Annotated in this window: 19 protein-coding genes; 10 read left to right on the plus strand and 9 right to left on the minus strand. The window is 61.2% G+C overall.

The features are described 5' to 3' along the window. Window positions 1-21 precede the first annotated feature (21 nt). Window positions 22-786, minus strand: a complete 765-nt coding sequence (gene dapB / locus ACMQ11_RS03430; RefSeq protein WP_418991287.1) for a 4-hydroxy-tetrahydrodipicolinate reductase — start codon at window positions 784-786, stop codon at window positions 22-24. Between the two features lie 213 nt (window positions 787-999). Between dapB and ACMQ11_RS03435 the strand changes: the two genes are divergently transcribed. The 4 genes from ACMQ11_RS03435 to ACMQ11_RS03450 all read left to right on the plus strand — a co-directional run bounded on the left by ACMQ11_RS03435 (window position 1,000) and on the right by ACMQ11_RS03450 (window position 5,567). Further along, complete coding sequence (locus ACMQ11_RS03435) at window positions 1,000-2,430, plus strand: aspartate ammonia-lyase (protein ID WP_418991289.1); 1,431 nt, start codon at window positions 1,000-1,002, stop codon at window positions 2,428-2,430. 23 nt (window positions 2,431-2,453) lie between these two features. Further along, complete coding sequence (truA, locus tag ACMQ11_RS03440) at window positions 2,454-3,221, plus strand: tRNA pseudouridine(38-40) synthase TruA (RefSeq protein WP_418991290.1); 768 nt, start codon at window positions 2,454-2,456, stop codon at window positions 3,219-3,221. A 19-nt stretch (window positions 3,222-3,240) separates the two neighbouring features. Continuing rightward, window positions 3,241-3,429, plus strand: a complete 189-nt coding sequence (locus ACMQ11_RS03445) for a PLDc N-terminal domain-containing protein (protein WP_418991291.1) — start codon at window positions 3,241-3,243, stop codon at window positions 3,427-3,429. A gap of 104 nt (window positions 3,430-3,533) precedes the next feature. Next, a complete protein-coding gene (locus tag ACMQ11_RS03450) occupies window positions 3,534-5,567 on the plus strand; it encodes an ATP-binding protein (protein WP_418991292.1) in 2,034 nt (677 codons plus the stop codon). Window positions 5,568-5,655: 88 nt separating this feature from the next. Here ACMQ11_RS03450 and lpdA read toward each other — a convergent pair whose 3' ends face one another. Further along, window positions 5,656-7,032 carry a dihydrolipoyl dehydrogenase gene (lpdA, locus tag ACMQ11_RS03455; protein ID WP_418991293.1) on the minus strand — a complete coding sequence of 459 codons (1,377 nt, stop codon included), beginning with the start codon at window positions 7,030-7,032 and terminating at the stop codon, window positions 5,656-5,658. A 2-nt stretch (window positions 7,033-7,034) separates the two neighbouring features. Next, complete coding sequence (locus ACMQ11_RS03460; protein ID WP_418991294.1) at window positions 7,035-8,696, minus strand: C69 family dipeptidase; 1,662 nt, start codon at window positions 8,694-8,696, stop codon at window positions 7,035-7,037. A 91-nt stretch (window positions 8,697-8,787) separates the two neighbouring features. On the opposite strand from ACMQ11_RS03460, the gene ACMQ11_RS03465 reads away from it, so the two are divergent. The 3 genes from ACMQ11_RS03465 (at window position 8,788) to proC (ending at window position 11,587) form a co-directional block, all read left to right on the plus strand. After that, window positions 8,788-10,038 carry a WD40-like domain containing protein gene (locus tag ACMQ11_RS03465; protein WP_418991295.1) on the plus strand — a complete coding sequence of 417 codons (1,251 nt, stop codon included), beginning with the start codon at window positions 8,788-8,790 and terminating at the stop codon, window positions 10,036-10,038. Between the two features lie 98 nt (window positions 10,039-10,136). Then, on the plus strand, window positions 10,137-10,811 hold the full coding sequence (locus tag ACMQ11_RS03470; RefSeq protein ID WP_418991297.1) for a YggS family pyridoxal phosphate-dependent enzyme: 675 nt from the start codon (window positions 10,137-10,139) through the stop codon (window positions 10,809-10,811). Beyond that, on the plus strand, window positions 10,808-11,587 hold the full coding sequence (gene proC, locus ACMQ11_RS03475; protein ID WP_418991298.1) for a pyrroline-5-carboxylate reductase: 780 nt from the start codon (window positions 10,808-10,810) through the stop codon (window positions 11,585-11,587). Before ACMQ11_RS03470 ends, proC begins: the two co-directional genes overlap by 4 nt. Window positions 11,588-11,640: 53 nt before the next feature. Here proC and ACMQ11_RS03480 read toward each other — a convergent pair whose 3' ends face one another. The 6 genes from ACMQ11_RS03480 to ACMQ11_RS03505 all read right to left on the minus strand — a co-directional run bounded on the left by ACMQ11_RS03480 (window position 11,641) and on the right by ACMQ11_RS03505 (window position 16,607). Then, window positions 11,641-12,699, minus strand: a complete 1,059-nt coding sequence (locus ACMQ11_RS03480; RefSeq protein ID WP_418991299.1) for a peptidoglycan DD-metalloendopeptidase family protein — start codon at window positions 12,697-12,699, stop codon at window positions 11,641-11,643. Continuing rightward, a complete protein-coding gene (locus ACMQ11_RS03485; RefSeq protein ID WP_418991301.1) occupies window positions 12,696-13,277 on the minus strand; it encodes a DUF3109 family protein in 582 nt (193 codons plus the stop codon). Before ACMQ11_RS03485 ends, ACMQ11_RS03480 begins: the two co-directional genes overlap by 4 nt. Next, window positions 13,274-14,260: a D-alanine--D-alanine ligase gene (locus ACMQ11_RS03490; protein WP_418991302.1), complete on the minus strand. Its 987-nt coding sequence runs from the start codon at window positions 14,258-14,260 to the stop codon at window positions 13,274-13,276. Before ACMQ11_RS03490 ends, ACMQ11_RS03485 begins: the two co-directional genes overlap by 4 nt. Continuing rightward, window positions 14,260-15,069 (minus strand): nicotinate (nicotinamide) nucleotide adenylyltransferase, encoded by an 810-nt coding sequence (nadD, locus tag ACMQ11_RS03495; protein ID WP_418991304.1) that lies wholly within the window; start codon window positions 15,067-15,069, stop codon window positions 14,260-14,262. The genes ACMQ11_RS03490 and nadD overlap by 1 nt, the downstream gene beginning before the upstream one ends. A 3-nt stretch (window positions 15,070-15,072) precedes the next feature. Next, window positions 15,073-15,636, minus strand: coding sequence for a guanylate kinase (gmk, locus tag ACMQ11_RS03500; RefSeq protein ID WP_418991305.1), 564 nt, complete (start codon window positions 15,634-15,636; stop codon window positions 15,073-15,075). Between the two features lie 110 nt (window positions 15,637-15,746). Then, a complete protein-coding gene (locus tag ACMQ11_RS03505; RefSeq protein WP_418991484.1) occupies window positions 15,747-16,607 on the minus strand; it encodes a YicC/YloC family endoribonuclease in 861 nt (286 codons plus the stop codon). 10 nt (window positions 16,608-16,617) lie between these two features. On the opposite strand from ACMQ11_RS03505, the gene ACMQ11_RS03510 reads away from it, so the two are divergent. The 3 genes from ACMQ11_RS03510 (at window position 16,618) to ACMQ11_RS03520 (ending at window position 18,891) form a co-directional block, all read left to right on the plus strand. Further along, complete coding sequence (locus ACMQ11_RS03510; RefSeq protein WP_418991306.1) at window positions 16,618-16,746, plus strand: hypothetical protein; 129 nt, start codon at window positions 16,618-16,620, stop codon at window positions 16,744-16,746. Window positions 16,747-16,816: 70 nt separating this feature from the next. Further along, window positions 16,817-17,887 (plus strand): 3-phosphoserine/phosphohydroxythreonine transaminase, encoded by a 1,071-nt coding sequence (serC, locus tag ACMQ11_RS03515; RefSeq protein WP_418991307.1) that lies wholly within the window; start codon window positions 16,817-16,819, stop codon window positions 17,885-17,887. 80 nt (window positions 17,888-17,967) lie between these two features. Next, window positions 17,968-18,891 (plus strand): 3-phosphoglycerate dehydrogenase, encoded by a 924-nt coding sequence (locus ACMQ11_RS03520; RefSeq protein ID WP_418991308.1) that lies wholly within the window; start codon window positions 17,968-17,970, stop codon window positions 18,889-18,891. Window positions 18,892-18,957: the final 66 nt, after the last annotated feature.

Raw genomic sequence — 18,957 nt, forward strand, 5'->3', positions numbered from 1 at the left:
TTATGAATTAGGAATTTCGAATTATGAATTGGCCAGCAGGTCGTCCATGCCATATACGCCCCGTTTGCCGCAGAGGAACTCGGCCGCCACGACGGCTCCGAGGGCCAGCGTGCGTCGGTTCTTGATCGTATGACGCAGTTCGAGCAGTTCGTCCGCGGATTCGTAACTGACGGAGTGGATGCCCGGGACCGCGCCTTCGCGTACGGATTCGATCACGATCCGGTCCGCGCCGGCCTCTTCGGGCGTCTCGACGCGGTTGGTCGCATGGGACAGGCCGGGGGCGTAATTGACCCAGCCGCGGCGGCCGGGCAGCCCGGCGATGACCTCCTCGGCCAGGGTGATGGCCGTACCGCTCGGGGCATCCATCTTTTGGGTGTGGTGCACCTCGCGGATGCGCACCTCGCAGGCGGGGTCGAGCCGGCCGACGAGTGCGGCCAGTTCGCGGTTGAGGCGGAACAGCAGGTTGACGCCCAGCGAGTAGTTCGAGGCGTAGAAGAACGCGCCGTTCCGCTCGCGGCACAACTGTTTCAGTTCCGCAAGCCGCTCGGTCCAGCCCGTCGTGCCGCTGAGGACCGCCGTGCCGTTTTCCAGGCAGGTGCGGATGTTGGCGTAGGCCGTGGCTGGCGTGGTGAACTCCAGGGCTACGTCTATGCCGGAAAGGTGCCTGGCATCGAGGTCCGCGGCGTTGTCCGTGTCGATGACAAGGGCCGCCTCGTGCCCCCGCTCGGCGAGAATGCGTTCGATTTCGCGCCCCATTTTGCCGTATCCGATGATTGCTGCTTTCATTTTCTGTTTTGGCGTGCGGTAAATTCGTACAAAGATAATATAAGCGCGGCGCACTGCCAAATTTATTTGGCTCCGGCGGATGGCTGCCGCGTACCGGACCGATATTTTTGCCGTTTCGTTTTGGAAATGAGAAATAATCGTTACCTTTACATGTGTATTGGATTGCAATTTGAAATGCAAACGAAAACAAACAGTTGAATATTGTAACCGGTTATGGAAAACAAGGGAATGAAAACGCGCACCGAATGCGACCTGTTGGGATGTGTCGAGGTGCCCGAAGATGTGCTTTACGGCGTGCAGACCGTGCGCGGGTTGGAGAATTTCGCCATCAGCAAGTTCCGCCTGTCGGAGTACCCGCTCTTCATCCGCGGGCTAGCCGTCGTCAAGCTGGGTGCCGCCATTGCGAATCACGACATGGGACTGCTTTCCGACGAACTCTTTGCAGCCATTTCGCAGGCCTGCCGCGAGATCATGGAGGGAAAATTCCACGACTGTTTCCCGGTGGACATGATCCAGGGCGGCGCGGGCACCACGACCAACATGAACGCCAACGAGGTGATCGCCAACCGTGCGCTGGAGATCATGGGGCACCGCCGCGGTGAGTACCAGTACTGCTCTCCCAACGACCACGTGAACTGCTCGCAGTCGACCAACGACGCCTATCCGTCAGCCATCCACCTGGGGCTGTATGCCACGCACCTCTGCCTCAGGGAGCATTTCCTGGCGCTCATCGACGCTTTCGCGCGCAAGGGCGAGGAGTTCGCCCACGTGCTCAAGATGGGCCGCACGCAGCTCCAGGATGCCGTACCGATGACCCTCGGGCAGACGTTCCACGGCTTTGCGAGCGTGCTGCGGGGAGAGGTCGAGAGCCTCGACCATGCCGCTGCGGAGTTCCTGACGATCAACATGGGCGCCACGGCTATCGGCACGGGCATCTGCGCCGAGCCGGGCTACGCCGAGCGCTGCACGGCGGCGATCCGCGAGATCACGGGCTGGGACGTGAAGCTGGCCGAGGACCTCGTGGGTGCCACCTCGGACACGGTCTGCATGGTCGGCTATTCGTCGGCCATGAAGCGTATCGCCTCGAAGATGAACAAGATATGCAACGACCTGCGCCTGCTCTCGTCGGGACCGCGCTGCGGCCTGGGCGAGTTCAACCTCCCGGCCCGGCAGCCCGGCTCGTCGATCATGCCCGGCAAGGTCAACCCGGTGATTCCCGAGGTGATGAACCAGATCGCGTTCAAAGTGATCGGCAACGAGTTCTGCGTGACGATGGCCGACGAGGCCGCGCAGATGGAGCTGAACGCGATGGAACCGGTCATGGCCCAGTGCTGCTTCGAGTCGGCCGAACTGCTCATCCACGGGTTCGACACGCTGCGCATCCGCTGCGTGGACGGCATTACGGCCAACGAGGAGCGGTGCCGCCAATACGTACACAACAGCATCGGCGTGGTGACGGCGCTCAACCCCATCATCGGCTACAAAAACTCTACGAAAATCGCCAAGGAGGCGCTCGAAACCGGCCGCGGGGTCTACGAACTGGTGCTCGAGCACGGCATCCTCTCGCGCGAGGAGCTGGACGAGGTGCTCCGACCCGAGAACATGATCCGGCCCGTGAAGCTGAAAATCAAACCGCGGCGCTGATTTTTTCGTATCTTTGCCTGCGGATGAAGCGCTATTTTCTCGAACTGAGCTACCACGGTGCCGCCTACTGCGGCTGGCAGCGGCAGCCCGACATGCCGTCGGTGCAGCAGACGCTGGAGACAGCGCTCGGAACGCTGCTGCGCGAGCCGGTCGCCGTGACCGGTGCCGGACGCACGGACACGGGGGTGAACGCATCGTACTATGTGGCGCATTTCGACCTCGCGGGCGAGGTCGTCGACCCGGCACAAACGCTCTACAAACTCAATTTCCTGCTTCCCGGCGACATTGCCGCCGGCAGCCTGACACCGGTGGCGGACGACGCCCACGCCCGGTTCGGAGCCCTCGAGCGCGAATACCGCTACTACATCGAGCCGCGCAAGAATCCCTTTACGCGGCACACGACCTGGCAGTATTACGTGCCGCTGGACGTGGAGCGGATGAACGAGGCGGCGGCGATGCTCCTCGAATACGACGATTTCACCTCGTTCGCCAAGCTCAATTCGAACAACCGAACCAATATTTGCCACGTGCGGCACGCCCGGTGGACGGTCGACGAGCAAGGCGTCTTGTGCTTCACGATCCGTGCCGACCGCTTTCTGCGCAACATGGTGCGGGCGATCGTCGGTACGCTGGTCGACGTGGGACGCGGGCGCCATACCCCCGATGCGTTTCGCCGGATCGTCGGGAGCCGCGATCTGTCGCTTTCGAGCGGCGGTGCTCCGGCGCAGGGGCTTTTCCTGAGCGACGTGCGCTACCCCGCCGGCCTGTTCGAACGAAAAATGAAAGGATAACCATTAAAATAAAACGAATATGATCGGAACTGTAATTTGGTTGATCGGTGTTGTATGCACGATCTGGTGTGTACTGGACATTTTCAAGAAGCGTATTTCTACGGGCGGCAAGGTCATCGCTTCGGTGGTGGTGCTGCTGACCAGTTGGGTGGGGCTTGTCGTCTACTGGTTCTACGGCCGCGAGCACCTGGAGGAGTGGTTCAGGTAGGCAGTCGCAAGCTATTTGAAAAAGAGGGAGATGCTGTAAAGCACTCCTTTTTTATTTTGAGATGGGAAAATAAATGCCTACATTTGGTAACCAATTCCTGATCTATGAAGAAAATCCTGTGGATGCTGCTTTGCGCCGGATGGATCGCCCCCGCGTCGACACTTGCCAGGCCGCATCCGGCCGATTCGCTCAAAAGTGCACTGAAGAGCGAAACCGATCCGCAGCGCCGTGTCGATCTGCTGCTGAACCTCAAGGACCTGCACGAATCGACGGACGAGGACCTTGCGTACAGCCGCAAGCTCTTCGAGGAGGCCGTTGCGGCCGAAGACGGGTTTGCTGCCGGAGCGGCCCTCGGGTCGCTGGCTGCACACCAGATCGCTGCACCCGAAGCCGGGGATTCGCTTGAAATTCTGCTCGAACGTGTGGAACCCCTCTTGCCGGGCACCGGCATGGACGGGCTTGGCACCTATTACCGGATGGTGGCGCTGGCGCGTCGCATCCAGGTCGCGGGCACCGAGGAGTCGGTGCGTCTCTGCCGCGGATATGTCGATTCGGTCGCTACCCTGCCGCCGGGCGACGTCTACACCCAGGCGGCGCGCCTCTTTCTGCGGGGCGTGGCCGCTTACCGACTGGTTTCGGCCGACGGCAATTTGCAGATGGAACGCGGGCTGCCCTACTGGACGGACGAGGTGGCGCTGCTTGGGCGGATGCAGCCTACGGCACGACGGAATTTCCATGCCAACCTGGTCACCTGCCTGATCGCGGCCTATACCGAGCAGAAAAATGCCGCAGGGCTGATGCGTGCCGCCGATACCTACCTTTCGATGCTCGATGACTTCTATCGTGATCCGCAGATCGTGCGCCGCAGACCCTTTATTTCCAAGGATATGCCCTACCTGGTCTGCTACTATTCGATGTGCACCTCGTCGCTGCTCGACGAGCGGCAGGCGCGGAGTTACTACGAGCGTTACCGTCGTTTTGTCAACTCTGCGGCGGCCGATGCGGCCAATATTCTGACCAACAAACAGGGATATTATTCGATCAGTGCTGCGTATTACGATCGCCGTGGGGATTATGCCCGAGCGTTGGCTTTTACCGACTCGCTGATAATGCTCCAGCGGCCCAACGGCGTCACGGCTCAGTTGGCCGCATTGTACGGCAGCCGGGCGCGGTTCTACGAACGCATGGGCCGTTACCGCGAGGCATGCGGTGTTTACAACGAGGTTATTGCACTGCGGGATTCGCTCTCTTCGCACAAATATGCCGAAAAGGTCGGTGAACTGGAGGTGCAGTACGGGCTGGACAAGGCCGAACGCGACAAGGCGCTGCTGTTGGCTCAGAAGCGGCAGAACACGCTCTATTTCGCGCTCGTCATCCTGTTGCTGGCCATCGGCGCCGTAGTGTATCTGTGGCGGAACCTGCGCCGCATCGAACGCTTGCAGCGCAAACTGGCCGTCGAATCGCAGCGGGCGCAGGAGAGCGAGCGGCTCAAGCAGGATTTCCTCGGTTCGATGAGCCACGAGATCCGCACGCCGCTCAATGCCATCAACGGATTTGCGGAACTGATCGCCGAGGGAAATCTGACCCGCGGGGAGCAGGCGGAATTCGCCCAGATCATCCGCGAAAATTCCCAGCTCTTCACCACGCTGATAAACGACATGCTGGAGGTGGCGCAGCTGGACAACACGCTCTCCGAGCTGCCCCGCAAGCCGCTGGATATTTGCGCCGTCATCCGTTCGGAAATGGAGCATCTGCCGCAAAAGGAGGGGGTCGAATACCGGTTGCTGCTTGCCGAACCGGAGATCGTCTTCCCCTTGCACCGGGGGTATGTGTCGATGCTCGTGCGCGAACTTTTGAAAAATGCCGTCAAATTCACCGACCGCGGATATGTGGAGGTGGAGTGCACGGCGGACGGAGATGCGCTGACCATTTCGGTGACCGACACGGGTTGCGGCATCGATCCCGCCCTCGCGGAGAAGGTATTCGAACGCTTCTACAAATGCGATCGGTTCGGGCAGGGTTTGGGCCTGGGGCTGAGTCTCTGCCGGCTGATCGCCGAAAAATCGGGCGGCACGATCCGGCTCGACACCACCCGGATCAAGGGAGCACGGTTCGTAGTGACGCTCCGGGGCGAATAATTCGGGCGTGCTTCGTCTCGATCCGGCAGCGCTGCAGTGTATGGAATTATTCGGCCCCTCCTTTCGAGAGGGGCCGAACTATTTTTCTTTAAAGGTGGATCGCCTTGCCCAAGGCCGCTTCGGCGGCTTCCATCACCCCCTCGTTCATGGTCGGGTGGGCGTGGATCGTGCGGGCGATCTCTTCGGCCGAGGCGCCCAGTTTTTTTGCCAGGGTCGGTTCGGCGAGCATCTCCGTGACGGAGGCACCGACCAGGTGGGCGCCCAGCAGGCGCTCCTCTTCATCGAAGAGCAGTTTCACGAAGCCGTCGCGGTCGCCGGCAGCCGTGGCCTTTCCCGAAGCGGTAAAGGGGAAGCGGCCCGTTTTATATGCAATACCCTGTTCCCGGGCCTGCTGCTCGGTCATGCCCACCGAGGCCACCTCGGGCTGGGTGAAGATGCACGAGGGAACGGTCGCGTAGTCTACCGGAGCCGGGTCGAGTCCGCAGATCGCCTCCACGCAGCAGATTCCCTCGGCCGAAGCCACGTGCGCCAGGGCAGGACCGGGTACGATGTCGCCGATGGCATATAGCCCCGGAACGTTGGTCCGGTAGTACGGATCGACCGCGATCTTATCGCGCTCGACGGCTACGCCCAACTCCTCGAGCCCGATCCCCTCGATATTCGACTGAATGCCAACGGCCGAGAGCACGACGTCCGCGGTCAGCGTTTCGGGACCTTTCTTGCCCTCGATCAACACCTCGCACAGCCCCTCTGCGTTGGTTTTCACCTCCTTGACGGTCGTGGAGGTGAGGACCGCGGCCCGCAGCCTGCGGAAAGCGCGCTCCATGGTTTTCGATACCTCCTCGTCTTCGAGCGGCATCAGGCGGGGCAGGTATTCGACGAGGGTCACGCGAACACCCAGCGTGGCGTAGAACCACGCGAACTCGCTGCCGATAGCACCCGAGCCGACGACGATCATCGACTGCGGCAGTTCGGCGAGGGCCAGCGCCTGACGCGAGTTGATGACATGTTTTCCGTCGACGGGCATGAAAGGCATTTCGCGCGGACGGGCGCCGGTTGCGAGGATGATGTGGTCGGCCTCGTACTGCGTGCCCTCCACGTCGAGCCGCCCCGGAGCCGTCAGGCGCCCGAAGCCGCTAATCAGGTCGATTCCGTTCTTTTTCAGCAGGAATCCGATACCCTTGGACATGGTCTCGGCCACGCCGCGCGAACGGGCGACGATCGCCGCAAGGTCTGGTTTCACCTCGCCCACGAGCGATACGCCGTAGTGTGCGGCCGCAGTGCAGTAGTTGTAGACCTGCGCGCTCTTGAGCAGCGCCTTGGTCGGGATGCAGCCCCAGTTGAGGCAGACGCCGCCCGGCTCGGCGCGCTCGACGAGCGCTACCCGGCGGCCCAGTTGTGCGGCGCGGATGGCGGCCACATAGCCGCCCGGGCCGCTGCCCACGACGATAATATCGTATTTCATGGCTATTTTACCACTTTGAGGATTTCACCGTTGTCCTTGGCCACAGCGCGTTTCCACTTTTCGTTGTAACCGGGGAACTGGATTTTGTCGGGGATTCCGCGTCCGTTGCCGTTGTCGAGGAACCGGCCCGGGGCGGTTTCGCTCTTGACATTGCCGTCGATGTATTTCACGAGCAGGTAGGCGTCCATCTGCTGCCAGATGTTGAAGAGCTGCTGCGCCATCATCGACGAGTAGTCGGTCAAGTAGCGGTGCCGCTCGGCGGGCTGCATCTTCCTGGCTTCGGCGTCCACCTTGCGGACGTTTGTGAGGCAGTCGTTCTCCCACTTGTCGATCACCTTTCTCAGGTCGTCCGACATCATGTCGTAGCGCAGGTAGGCGAAATTCGTGACGCGGTTGAAGAGCCAGAAAGCCGAGGTGGGCGAATATTCGAGCATCGAACCGTTCTCCTCGCTCAGGCACTCGGGCACCTCCTGCATCGAGCAATAGATAGGCGTAAGGCACGAGGTGGCGGCGTCGTCCACGCCGAACCAGAGAATGCCCATGTCGCGCGGCACGTCGGGCCGGGCCTGGGCCACGAACCAGAATCCGGTCTGCTGCGTGGCGGTGGCGCGCTCGTTGACGTAGGTCGCACCGTCGACCTCGAACTCCATCGGCCGCCAGCGGTAGGGGCAGTTGTGGCCCCCGGCTCCCAGGTCGCGCGTCATGTCCATCGGCGTGCCCTCGTAGTGGTCGCGCATGCAGTCGAAGACGGTTTTGGGCGAGATTTTCGTGCGCGGCTTGACCCACAGCGGCATCTTGTTCGCCTTGTTGTAGCCCATCGCATAATCCTCATAACGGTCCATGTCGTCGGCCACGGTGCGGAAGAAAGCCCAGACGCGGGCTTCGCAGCCGCGCAGGGCACCGAAATCGGCGGGACAATATGCGTCCGAGAAACTGAACTCCGCGTCCGGTCCGGTGTAGTAGCCCATTTGGCGCGCAAAGGAGATCACGTCGGGTGCGTAGAGGCAGTTCTCGGGGTCGTCGAGCGGGAAAGTTGTGATGCGGGCCTGGTTGGCGTGGGCCGAGACGTAACCGTCGGGGATGCGGCGGGCCGCCCAGACGATACCGCGGCGCGCATTGCCGCCTTGGCCGTCGTCCTCGAATCCCTTGCCGATGAGCTCCATGATCCACGCCTCTTCGGGATCGGCGATCGAAAACGACTCGCCCGAGGAGGCGTAGCCGTAGGTATTGGCCAGCTGGGCAATCGTATGGATGGCTTCGCGGGCCGTGCGGGCGCGCTGGAGCGTCAGGTAGATCAGCGAACCGTAGTCGATGCGGCCCGTGCTGTCGGCCAGCTCGGCGCGGCCTCCGTAGGTCGTCTCGCCGATGATGAGCGAATGCTCGTTCATGTTGCCCACCGTCGAATAGGTCTGTGCCGCCTGGGGAATATCGGTCAGGTAGCGGCCCGTATCCCACTCGTAGACGGGTATCATCGTGCCGGACGGGAACGTGCCGCCCGTCGTGTGGTAGAGGGCGCCGTAGAGAGCGTGGGAGTCGGCGGCATAGGAGACCATGGCCGAGCCGTCCGTCGAGGCGCCCCGGGTGACGATAAAATTGGTGCAGGCCGACGCCGTGCCGTATGCGAGCAGGGCCGCGGCCGCAAGAGGGATGGAGATGATTTTCATCGTTTTTTCGGGTTTTGATTTCAAATGTACGAAACAAATTCGAAACGGCAAAAAATTAGTATATTTGCAGAGAGATAAAATACTGTCGACCATGAAGAAACTGCTTGCATTGCTCCTTGCGGGAGTTTTCCTGTCCGGCTGCGTGACGGACGAAGAGCGGCAGCCGGCGTTCGTTACGGGAATCGAGCTGCCCGCCGAGGAGACCTTTGCGCCGGGCGACGAGGTGGCGGTCCGGGCCGAGGGGTTCGAAGAGAACGACGACATCATGTTGGACATTCGCTGGCCGCTTACCGGCAAGCCGATCCAGGAGGGATATGCCCGCGGCATTTATGCCGTAGTGACCGGGCGAACGGCATCCGGCATTTCGTTTCTGGCGCCGGGCGGCTACCCGGCTGCGACGGTCGAGGTGCTGCTTTTGAGACAAGGACGGATGCAGTCGTTGGGAAAGATCGCCGTGACGGACGGACAACCGCCCCGCAGGGCTTTATTATATGGTATCGTGAACTCGCCGACCGGGAGCGCCATCGAGCGGATCGACCCGGCGACGGGCACTGCGGTCCGAATCGCTGATTTGGGCCTGGAATACGACCTGCGGTGCGTGGTCTGCGGCCCCGGGCAGAACCGGATTTACGGACTGAGCTCGACAGCCCGGGGCAGCCTGGGTGTGTTCTACGACCTGACGATGCGCTACCTGCGCGACTCCGATCCGGAGCACTACCTCGTGGCGGGCGTGATCGGTACGAGTGCGGCCTATTTGCGCTGCGAGGACGACCGGCTCTATCTGACCTCGATGAACCGGACGCGGACCTCTCCTGTGGCGCCCCCTTCGTGGCAGCTGCCCGACGGGCTGGAGACTTCGATGCTGGCCGACCGTCCTTTCGTGCTGGGACCGCAGGGGACGCTGCTGCTCGCGGCCGACCGGGGCGACGGGACTTTCTCGGCGGTGGTGCTTTGTCCGGGCGTCAGCGGTTGCCGGGTGCAGGTCGGCGAGCCGGTCGCCTGCGACGGGATGATTCCGTTCCGTCTGATCCGTTCGCTGGAGGCCGAGGGACAGCAGCGCGACTATCCGGTCGCCGGCTATGCCCTGTCGGCCGCAGCGGGCGGCCAAAGCGAACTGCGGCTGTTCGATCCGGCGGCGATGGCTTTCGACGAACCGTTTGCCGTGCTCGATCTTCCCGTTCGTTCGCTGGCGGTGGATTACGACAGTGCGGCGCAGGAGATCTATTGTCTTGCGGAGCGCGCAGGGGGCGGGCAGATCGAGGTATACGACTGCGTGGAGAAGAGTTGGCGGACGCTGCCCGGCCGCGATTATCCCTATGCGGAGATCGTGCTGGCGAGGTGACCGGTCGGTAACATACGGAAGCGGGTGCGGAAAAACTCCGCACCCGCTTCCGTATTGTATGGATTTTGCGTAATTTTACCCGACCAAAATTGCATGATATGTCGGAAATAGCCTGTAACATCGCATTCGTAAGAAAGACGCTGCCCGAAAACGTGACGCTGGTAGCCGTATCGAAAACGCATCCCGTCGAAGCGATCCGCGAAGCGTACGATGCCGGACATCGCGTGTTCGGCGAAAGCCGCCCGCAGGAGCTGTGCGAAAAGTACGAGGCCCTGCCCAAGGACATCGAGTGGCACATGATCGGCCATTTGCAGACCAACAAGGTCAAGTCGATCGTACCTTTCGTAGCGCTCATCCACTCGGTGGACAGCGCCCGCCTGGCCGAAACGATCCAGCGCGAAGCCGCCCGCTGCGACCGGACGGTTGAGATGCTGCTCGAAATCCACGTGGCACGCGAAGAGACCAAGACGGGCTGGGACATCGGGGAGCTGAAGAACTACGTCGGCTCGACCCCCTTTGCGCGCATGCCCAACCTGTGCGTGCGCGGTGTGATGGGTATTGCCACCAATACGGACGTCGGCAAGGTCGTCGAGCGCGATTTCCGGGAGCTGAAGCGCTGCTTCGACCTTTTGCAGCCCTATTTCGGTCCGCGGTTCAATACCCTCTCGATGGGCATGTCGCACGATTACCCCATCGCCGTCGAGTGCGGCTCGACGATGGTGCGCGTGGGGTCGCTGATCTTCGGTGAAAGGGATTATACGCAGAGAGGATGAACGTAGGATTTATCGGATTCGGAAACATGGCGCAGGCCATGGCGGACGGCTGGCTGCGCTGCGAAGCGCTCCGTGCCGAGGAGATCGGCGCCTGCGCGCGCGACCCGCAGAAACTCGAACGCAATGCCCGCGTCCGCGGAATTCGTCCCCTGACGGATGCCGAGGCCGTCGTCCGGTTTGCGGATGTTGTTGTGGTCGCGGTCAAGCCCCGTCAGGTCGAAGAGGTGGTCGGGCCGGTGGCGGAACTGTTGCGGGACAAGATCGTCGTTTCGGTGGCCGCAGGCGTCCTGTTCGACGACTACGAGCGGATGCTGCCGTCAGGCGTTCGCCACCTCTCGACCGTACCCAACACGCCCGTGGCGGTCGGCGAGGGAATCGTCGTTTGCGAACGCCGCCATTCGCTCGGTGAAGAGGGGTGGCGGACCGTGGAAACGCTGTTTTCGCATTTGGGGCTGGTGATCGCTGTCGATACCCCGCTGCTGGGCATTGCCGGAACCGTGTGCGGCTGCGGTCCGGCGTTCGTGGCGCTGTTCATCGAGGCGCTGGCCGACGCCGCTGTCAAGCACGGTCTGCCGCGTGCCGATGCCTACCGCATGTGCAGTCAGATGGTCGTGGGAACGGGGAAGCTCCAGCTTCACACGGGACAGCATCCGGGGGCAATGAAAGATGCGGTCTCATCGCCCGGCGGGACGACCGTCCGCGGGGTGGCGGAGCTGGAGCGAAAACGGTTCCGCGGCGCGGTGATCGACGCCGTGGATGCGATCGAGAATAAGTAAAAATGCCCGGTGTGTGCGCACACACCGGGCATTTTCGTTTCCGGAAAGGTCCGTCAGCGGACCCGCAGCTTGCGGCCCAGCCGCAGGATGGTGGTCGACTTGATGTTGTTCAGCCGGCAGATGTTGCCCACGGTCGTGCCATATTTGCGGGCGATGTGGCCCAGCGTGTCGCCCGAGCGGATCGTGTGGTAACGCATGGCCGCTTTCTCGGCCGCCTCTTTCTTGTCCTGCTCCTCGTTGGCGATCTCGTCGTCGAAATCCTGCCCGGCGTTGGAGTAGATGCTGAAGAACGATTTTTTCAGCAGGAACGTCTCGCGGCACAACATTCCGTTCTTGAAATCGATCAGCCGCTCGGGGTCGAACGACTGGCCGTAGTAACGGGTTTCGAAATGGAGGTGCGGCCCCGTCGAGCGGCCCGTGGAGCCGCCCAGACCGATGATCTGCCCCGCTTCGACCCACTGTCCGGGCTCGACCATCCGCTCCGACAGGTGACCGTAGTAGGTCTCCAGCCCGTTGTCGTGGCGCAGGATGACCAGATTCCCGTAGCCACCCTTGTTGTATTGCGAGATACGCACGCGGCCGCAGAAAGTGGCGTAGATCGGATCGCCCGTCTTCAGGGGCAGGTCGACGCCCTGGTGCTGACGGCGGCGGCGCGGTCCGTATTTGCCGCGCGGATGCACCGAGCCCTGGTAGGGACAGTGGTAGCTGGTGGTGGAGTCGATCAGGTCGATGACCACCGACTGCGGCATGGCCGACATGTCGACCTCGCGGTAGGGAAAGAGCGTCGTGGTGTCCCAGTATTTTTCGAAGATGGTGCTGTCCTTGGCCACCTCGCGGTTGCGGACGTATTTCCAGGTGTTGTTGCTGAAAAGAACGACCTGCACGGCGTCGTTGCCCGATTCGAGGGTGTCGATCACGGTCAGTCCGTTGGTGTCGAAGATCGATTCGATCCGCGTGGGTTGCAGGCGGATCCGCAGGGCGGCGATCGAGTCGGCTGCTGCGGCCTGCTCGGGTGTCAGAGCCGCGACGAGCAGCGTGTCGGCGGGCTGCTCCTGGGCGGCGGCGGTAAATGCAGCCACGCTGGCTGCGAGGCAAAAGCAATATTTTTTCATCTGGTTCCTTGTTTGCGGATGAGGTCCCCGGCGGCTTCGAGCGCCCGGTAGAATTCTTCGCCGAAGCGGCGGATAATGGGCTCTCGAAGCGCTTTGTAGACGGGAATGCCCAATTTGCGGCCGCATTCGCGCGCCGCGGAGCAGACCTCCCAGCGGTGGTAGTTCAGCCCCGTGGAGCCGTTGGAGAAGCGCGTGAGCCGGATGGGATAGAGGTGGCATGAGATGGGTTTGCGCAGCGGCGTGCGCCCCTCCTGCCATGCTTTTTCGATAGCGCAGAGCGTGATGCCGTCCGCACGATAGGCATAGGCGCACTGGGCGTCGTCCACCAGCGGCGTGGTGAGGTCGCCGTCTTCGTCCACGACCATGAAACCCTGCCGCTCGACGGCTTCGATGCCCTCGGGCGTCATGCAGGACTTGTAGTTCGGATATTCGCGTTCGAGGATTTCGACCTCCTCGGGTTCGAGCGGCGCGCCGGCATTGCCCTCGACGCAGCAGATGCCCTTGCACCGGGTGAGGTCGCAGGCGAAGCATTCGCGCAGCAGATCGGCGCTTACGATCTTGTCGTCGATCTCGATCATCTGCGGCACGTGTCTTTGATGATCAAGTCGTACAGCTCTCCGAGCGACATGCCCATCGCGCGGGCCTGTTTGGGGACGATGCTGCCAGAGCTCATGCCCGGAATGGAGTTGAGCTCGATGAAATAGGGTTTGCCCTCCTCCGTCACGATGAAATCGACGCGCACCACGCCCGAGCAGCGGCACGTGCGGTAGGCTTCGCGCGTCATGCGGTTCAGTTCGGAGCGGATTTCGGGCGCGATGCGTGCCGGGGTGATCTCCTCGGAACAGCCGGCCGTATATTTGGCTTCGTAGTCGAAGAACTCCTTTTTCGGAACGATCTCCGTTTCGGGAAAGATATACTCCCTGCCTGCGGCCACGAGCATGCCGCAGCCGATCTCGCGGCCCGCGATGCACTCCTCCACCAGTATTTCGTCGCCCTGGGCGAAAGCCGCATCGACGGCTGCGGGGAGCTCGGCGGCCGCGCGCACCTTGGTCACGCCGAACGACGAGCCGCTGGCGTTGGGCTTGACGAAGAGCGGAAGCCCCAGTTCGGAGACGATCCGCGCCGGATCGACCGGCTCGCCGCGCCGCAGGAACACCTCGCGTGCCAGATTCAGGCCGCGGCCCGCGAGGGTGCGCTTGGTGGTGATCTTGTCGAAAGTGATAACCGAGGAGGCCATCGAGCACGACGAGTAGGGAATGCCCATCATGTCGAGGTAGCCTTGCAGGCGGCCGTCCTCGCCCGGGGTGCCGTGGATCATGATAAGCGCATAGTCGAACGCCTTGCGCCGGCCGTCGACCGTGAGCGAAAAGTCGTTCTTGTCCACCTGCCAGCAGCGGCCGTCGGGGGCCGTGTAGTGCCAGTCGCGGTGGTGGAGGTCGATGACCGTGATGTCGTATTTCGAGTGGTCGAGCGCCGCTTCGATCTGCGCCGCGCTCTGGAGTGCGATCTCCCGCTCGGGAGAGTCGCCGCCCGCCAGGAGGGCTATTTTCAATCGTTCCATCAGGGGTTGTAGATGTCTTTGTAACGGAATGCGAGAATTTCCCGAACCATATTTGCGAGTTGCCGCGCTTCGGCGTGCGATGCGTCCGCTTGCAGGACGCGGTTGAAATCGTTGAGCGCCGCACCCCATTCGTCGAGTCGGAAATGCAGCCGGCCCCGTTCGAGCAGCAGCGCGATGTCGTCGGGCGTGTTTTCTATCTGCGCCGTGAGGGCGGCCATGCGCGTCGCCGGGCTCCAAAGCCCCTTACGCCGAATGTAGGCCGCCACGGCGGGGTCGAGCATCGCGGCCGTGTCCTCGCCCCGCCCGAGCCGCTCGCGGACCTCCGTGGAGGAGAAATCGTGCAAGGGAGCCCCGTCGAGAAGCGTGATCCGGTCGCGGAAAAGGAAGGTGCCGGCACCGCGGCGCGGATAGACGTAGAGCGGGTATTCGAGTATTTTTTCGTGCTCTTTCCAACCTGAAAGACGGGCGATCTGATCGGCGCCCAAGAGGAGGGAGAACTGCCGCCCGGAGCTGAAATTCTCCTCCAGGTAGCGCAGCGTGTCGATGGTGTAGGAGGGTTTGGGAAGCAGGAACTCCACGACCGAGGGTTTGATCCGCTCGGGGAATTTCGAAGCCTTGCAGGCGAGTTCGGCCATTTCGAAGCGGTCCAGTTCGGGTGCGAGTTCATCGGCCGCTTTGTAGGGACTTTGGGGCGAAACGACCAAAACGACCTCGTCCGCCAGGTCGCGTTCGAGGACGTACTCTGCCAGGGCGATGTGGCCGTTGTGCACGGGGTTGAACGACCCGAAATAGAGCATCGTGCGTTTCATGGGTCAGCGGGCAAGGAATTCATCTATCACGCCGCAAGTCGAGCAGACGGCCTCGTCCAGGCAGTCATTGACAATGACGTGGTCGAACTGAGGGGCTTTGGTCAGCTCGAACTCCGCCTTGGCCACGCGGCGGTCGATGACCTCCGCCGTGTCGGTGCCGCGGTTCTCCAGCCGCCGGCGCAGCTCCTCGACCGAAGGCGGCATGACGAAAACCGAGCAGGCGTCCGCGCCGAAGATGCGCTTGAGGTTGAGCCCGCCGATCACGTCCACGTCGAAAACGATGACGTGGCCCTTTTGCCAGATGCGCTCCACCTCGCTGCGCAGCGTGCCGTAGCAGGTGCCCTTGTAGACCTCCTCCCACTCGACGAAGCGGTTTTCCGAGACGGCCTGCATGAACTCCTCCTCCGTGAAGAACCAGTAATCCACGCCGTTGCGCTCCTCTCCGCGGGGCGCGCGGCTGGTGGCCGAGACAGAGAATTCGAATTGCGGATAGCGCGCCAGCAGCCGGCGGACGATGGTTGTCTTGCCCGAACCGCTCGGAGCGGAGAATATGATGACTTTGCCCATTCCTTTTGGAATTAAGAATTAAAGTTAAGAATTAAAAATTAGAGACCTGCGCGGAACAAGTCGCAATAATTTTTCATTCTTAATTTTTCATTTTTAATTGTGTTGAATATTCAGAGAATATTCAACACTTGTTCCTTGATCTTCTCCAGTTCGTCTTTCATCTTCACCACCAGGATTTGGATGTTCGACTCGTTGGCCTTGGAGCCCATCGTGTTGATTTCGCGGCCCATCTCCTGGGAGATGAAGCCCAGCTTGCGGCCCGCGCCCTCCTCCGAGGCGGCCACCTCGCGGAAATAGCGGCAGTGGTTCGAAAGACGGACTTTCTCCTCGGTGATGTCGAGTTTTTCGAGGTAGAAGATCATCTCCTGCTCCAGCCGGTTGCGGTCGACATCTACCTTGAGTTGCGCGAGGTTGTCCAGGATGCGGGCCCTGACGGTCTCGGTGCGGGCTTTTTCGAACGGGACCACCTCCTCTTTATATTGCTCGATCAGATCGACGCGACGCAGCAGGTCGGCGATCAGAATCGCCCCCTCCTGTCGGCGGAAAGCGTCGAGCTGCGCGAGGGCGGCTTCGGTGGCTGCCGTCAGTGCCTCCTGTTCTTCCCCGGAGATGGTGTCGGTTTGGGTCGAAACCACTTCGGGCAGGCGCATGACCACCGGAACGAGGGCGTCGTAATCGGCGTCGATGCCCGAATAGACCAGCGCGTCGTTGAGCTGGCGCAGGTATTCGCGGAACAGGTCGCGGTTGACGCGGGCCGGGGTCTCGACGGTCTGCGTCTCGACCGAGACGAAGACATCGACCTTGCCGCGCTGGACGGCCCGCGAGATCAGGCTGCGGAGTTCGAATTCCGACTGCCGGTAGACGGCCGGCAGGCGCAGCGAGAGGTCGAGCTGCTTGGAGTTGAGCGACCGGATTTCGACCGTCAGCTTCTTATTGTCGAGAGCGGCTTCGCCCTTGCCGAAGCCCGTCATGGATTTTATCATGGAAGACATTGATTTTGGCGTTGAAGCCCTGATTTTCCCGGCAAATGTAGTAAAAACAATTCAAAAAGGCCAGCGTTCGGTTGGGGGGATTGAAATTAATTTGCGAAACCATTTGTTTTGGGAATAATTTTATATATATTTGTGTTAGTAAACTAACAGTTTAAAGTCGGAATCATCAAATTCTTATACGAATCATTATGAAAAAGCACAATTTCAATGCGGGACCTTCCATTCTGCCGGAAGAGGTGATCGAAAATGCCGCCAAGGCGATTCTCGATTTCAACGGATCGGGGCTGTCGTTGCTCTCGATCTCGCACCGCACCAAGGATTTCGACGAGGTGATGGCCGAGGCCGACACGCTGTTCCGCGAGTTGCTTCGTATTCCCGACAACTACAAGATCATCTACCTGGGCGGCGGCGCGAGTACTTATTTCTATGAAATACCGGCCAATTTCCTGGGTAATAAAGCCGGCTATGTCAATACGGGCGTATGGGCGAAGAAAGCCATCAAGGAGGCCAAACGCTACGGCGAGGTCGAGGTGCTGGCATCGTCCGAAGACCGCAGTTTCACTTACATTCCCAAGGGTTTCCCGATCCCCGAGGACCTCGACTACCTGCATATCACCACCAACAATACCATTTACGGAACCGAGTACCACGAGGACCTTGCGTCGCCCGTTCCCCTCATCGCCGACATGTCGTCGGACATTCTTTCGCGGCCGGTCGAGGTCGAAAAGTATGCCATGATCTACGGCGGCGCGCAAAAGAACCTGGCCCCGGCGGGCGTGGCTTTTGCCATCATCCGCGAGGACATGCTCGACCGCATCGTCCGCGACCTGCCCACCATGATGTCGTTCAAAACCCATGTGGAGAACAACTCGATGTTCAACACCCCGCCCGTTTTCCCGATCTACGTCTTGAAAGAGACCCTCAAATGGCTCAAGTCCATCGGCGGTGTTTCGGAAATCTACCGCCGCAACAAGGAGAAAGCCGCACTGCTCTACGACGAGATCGACCGCAATCCCCTCTTCCGCGGCACGGTCGACAAGGAGGACCGCTCGCTGATGAACATCTGCTTCGTGATGGCCGAGGGCCGCGAGGAACTGGCGCCCGAGTTCATGGAGTTCACCAAGAGCCGCGGTATCGTAGGCATCAAGGGCCACCGGCTCGTGGGCGGTTTCCGCGCGTCGTGCTACAACGCCCTGCCCGTCGAAAGCGTCGAGGTGCTGGTGGAGTGCATGCGCGAGTTTGCCGAGAAACACGCTTAGCGATGTGCCCGACCATTGTTCCGTTCATGCGGGAGACGAAAAAAGAGAAAGAGATTCATTTCACCTCATTGTTGAAAGATATGAAAGTATTGGTTGCAACGGAAAAACCGTTTGCCAAAAAGGCGGTGGACGGCATCCGCGGGATCGTCGAGGCTGCGGGCTACGAGCTGGCGCTGCTTGAAAAATACACCGACAAGGGTCAACTGCTGGAGGCTGTGGCCGACGCGGACGCGCTGATCGTCCGCAGCGACAAGGTGACGGCCGAGGTCATTGCGGCTGCCAAAAACCTCAAGATCGTGGTGCGTGCAGGCGCCGGATACGACAATGTGGACCTGGCGGCTGCGACTGCACGCGGTATTGTGGTGATGAACACCCCGGGCCAGAACTCCAACGCCGTGGCCGAACTGGCCATCGCCATGATAATCTACATGGCCCGCAACCGCTTCACGCCCGGTACGGGGACCGAGATTCAGGGCAAAACGCTCGCCATCCATGCCTACGGCAATGTCGGCCGGCTGGTCGCCTGCAAGGGCAAGGCCCTCGGCATGGAGGTTGCGGCCTACGACCCGTTCATCACCGATCCGGCTCTCTTCGAAGCCGACGGGGTGAAGCAGGTCGGGTCGGTCGAGGAGCTTTACAAGTGCGCGGACTTTCTCTCGCTGCACATTCCGGCCACGGAGCAGACGAAAGGCTCGATCGGCTACGAGCTGCTGATGTCCATGCCCAAGGGCGCTACGCTGGTCAACACGGCCCGCAAGGAGGTGATCGACGAAGCGGGGCTGGTGCGTGCGCTGACCGAGCGGGAAGACCTGAAATACATTACCGACATAGCCGCGGGCAATCAGGCGGAGCTGGATGAAAAGTTCGGCAAGCGGGTTTTCGCCACGGCTAAGAAGATGGGTGCCGAGACCGCCGAGGCCAACATCAACGCGGGGCTGGCGGCGGCCAACCAGATCGTGGATTTTCTGAAGAACGGCAATACGCGGTTCCATGTCAACAAGTAGAAATCACTGCATGAAAATGGCGGGTGCGACGATGCCGGGCCCGCCATTTTCGACTTAAAAAACCGA

Source organism: Alistipes sp. (assembly GCF_048465575.1).
Lineage (GTDB): Bacteria > Bacteroidota > Bacteroidia > Bacteroidales > Rikenellaceae > Alistipes.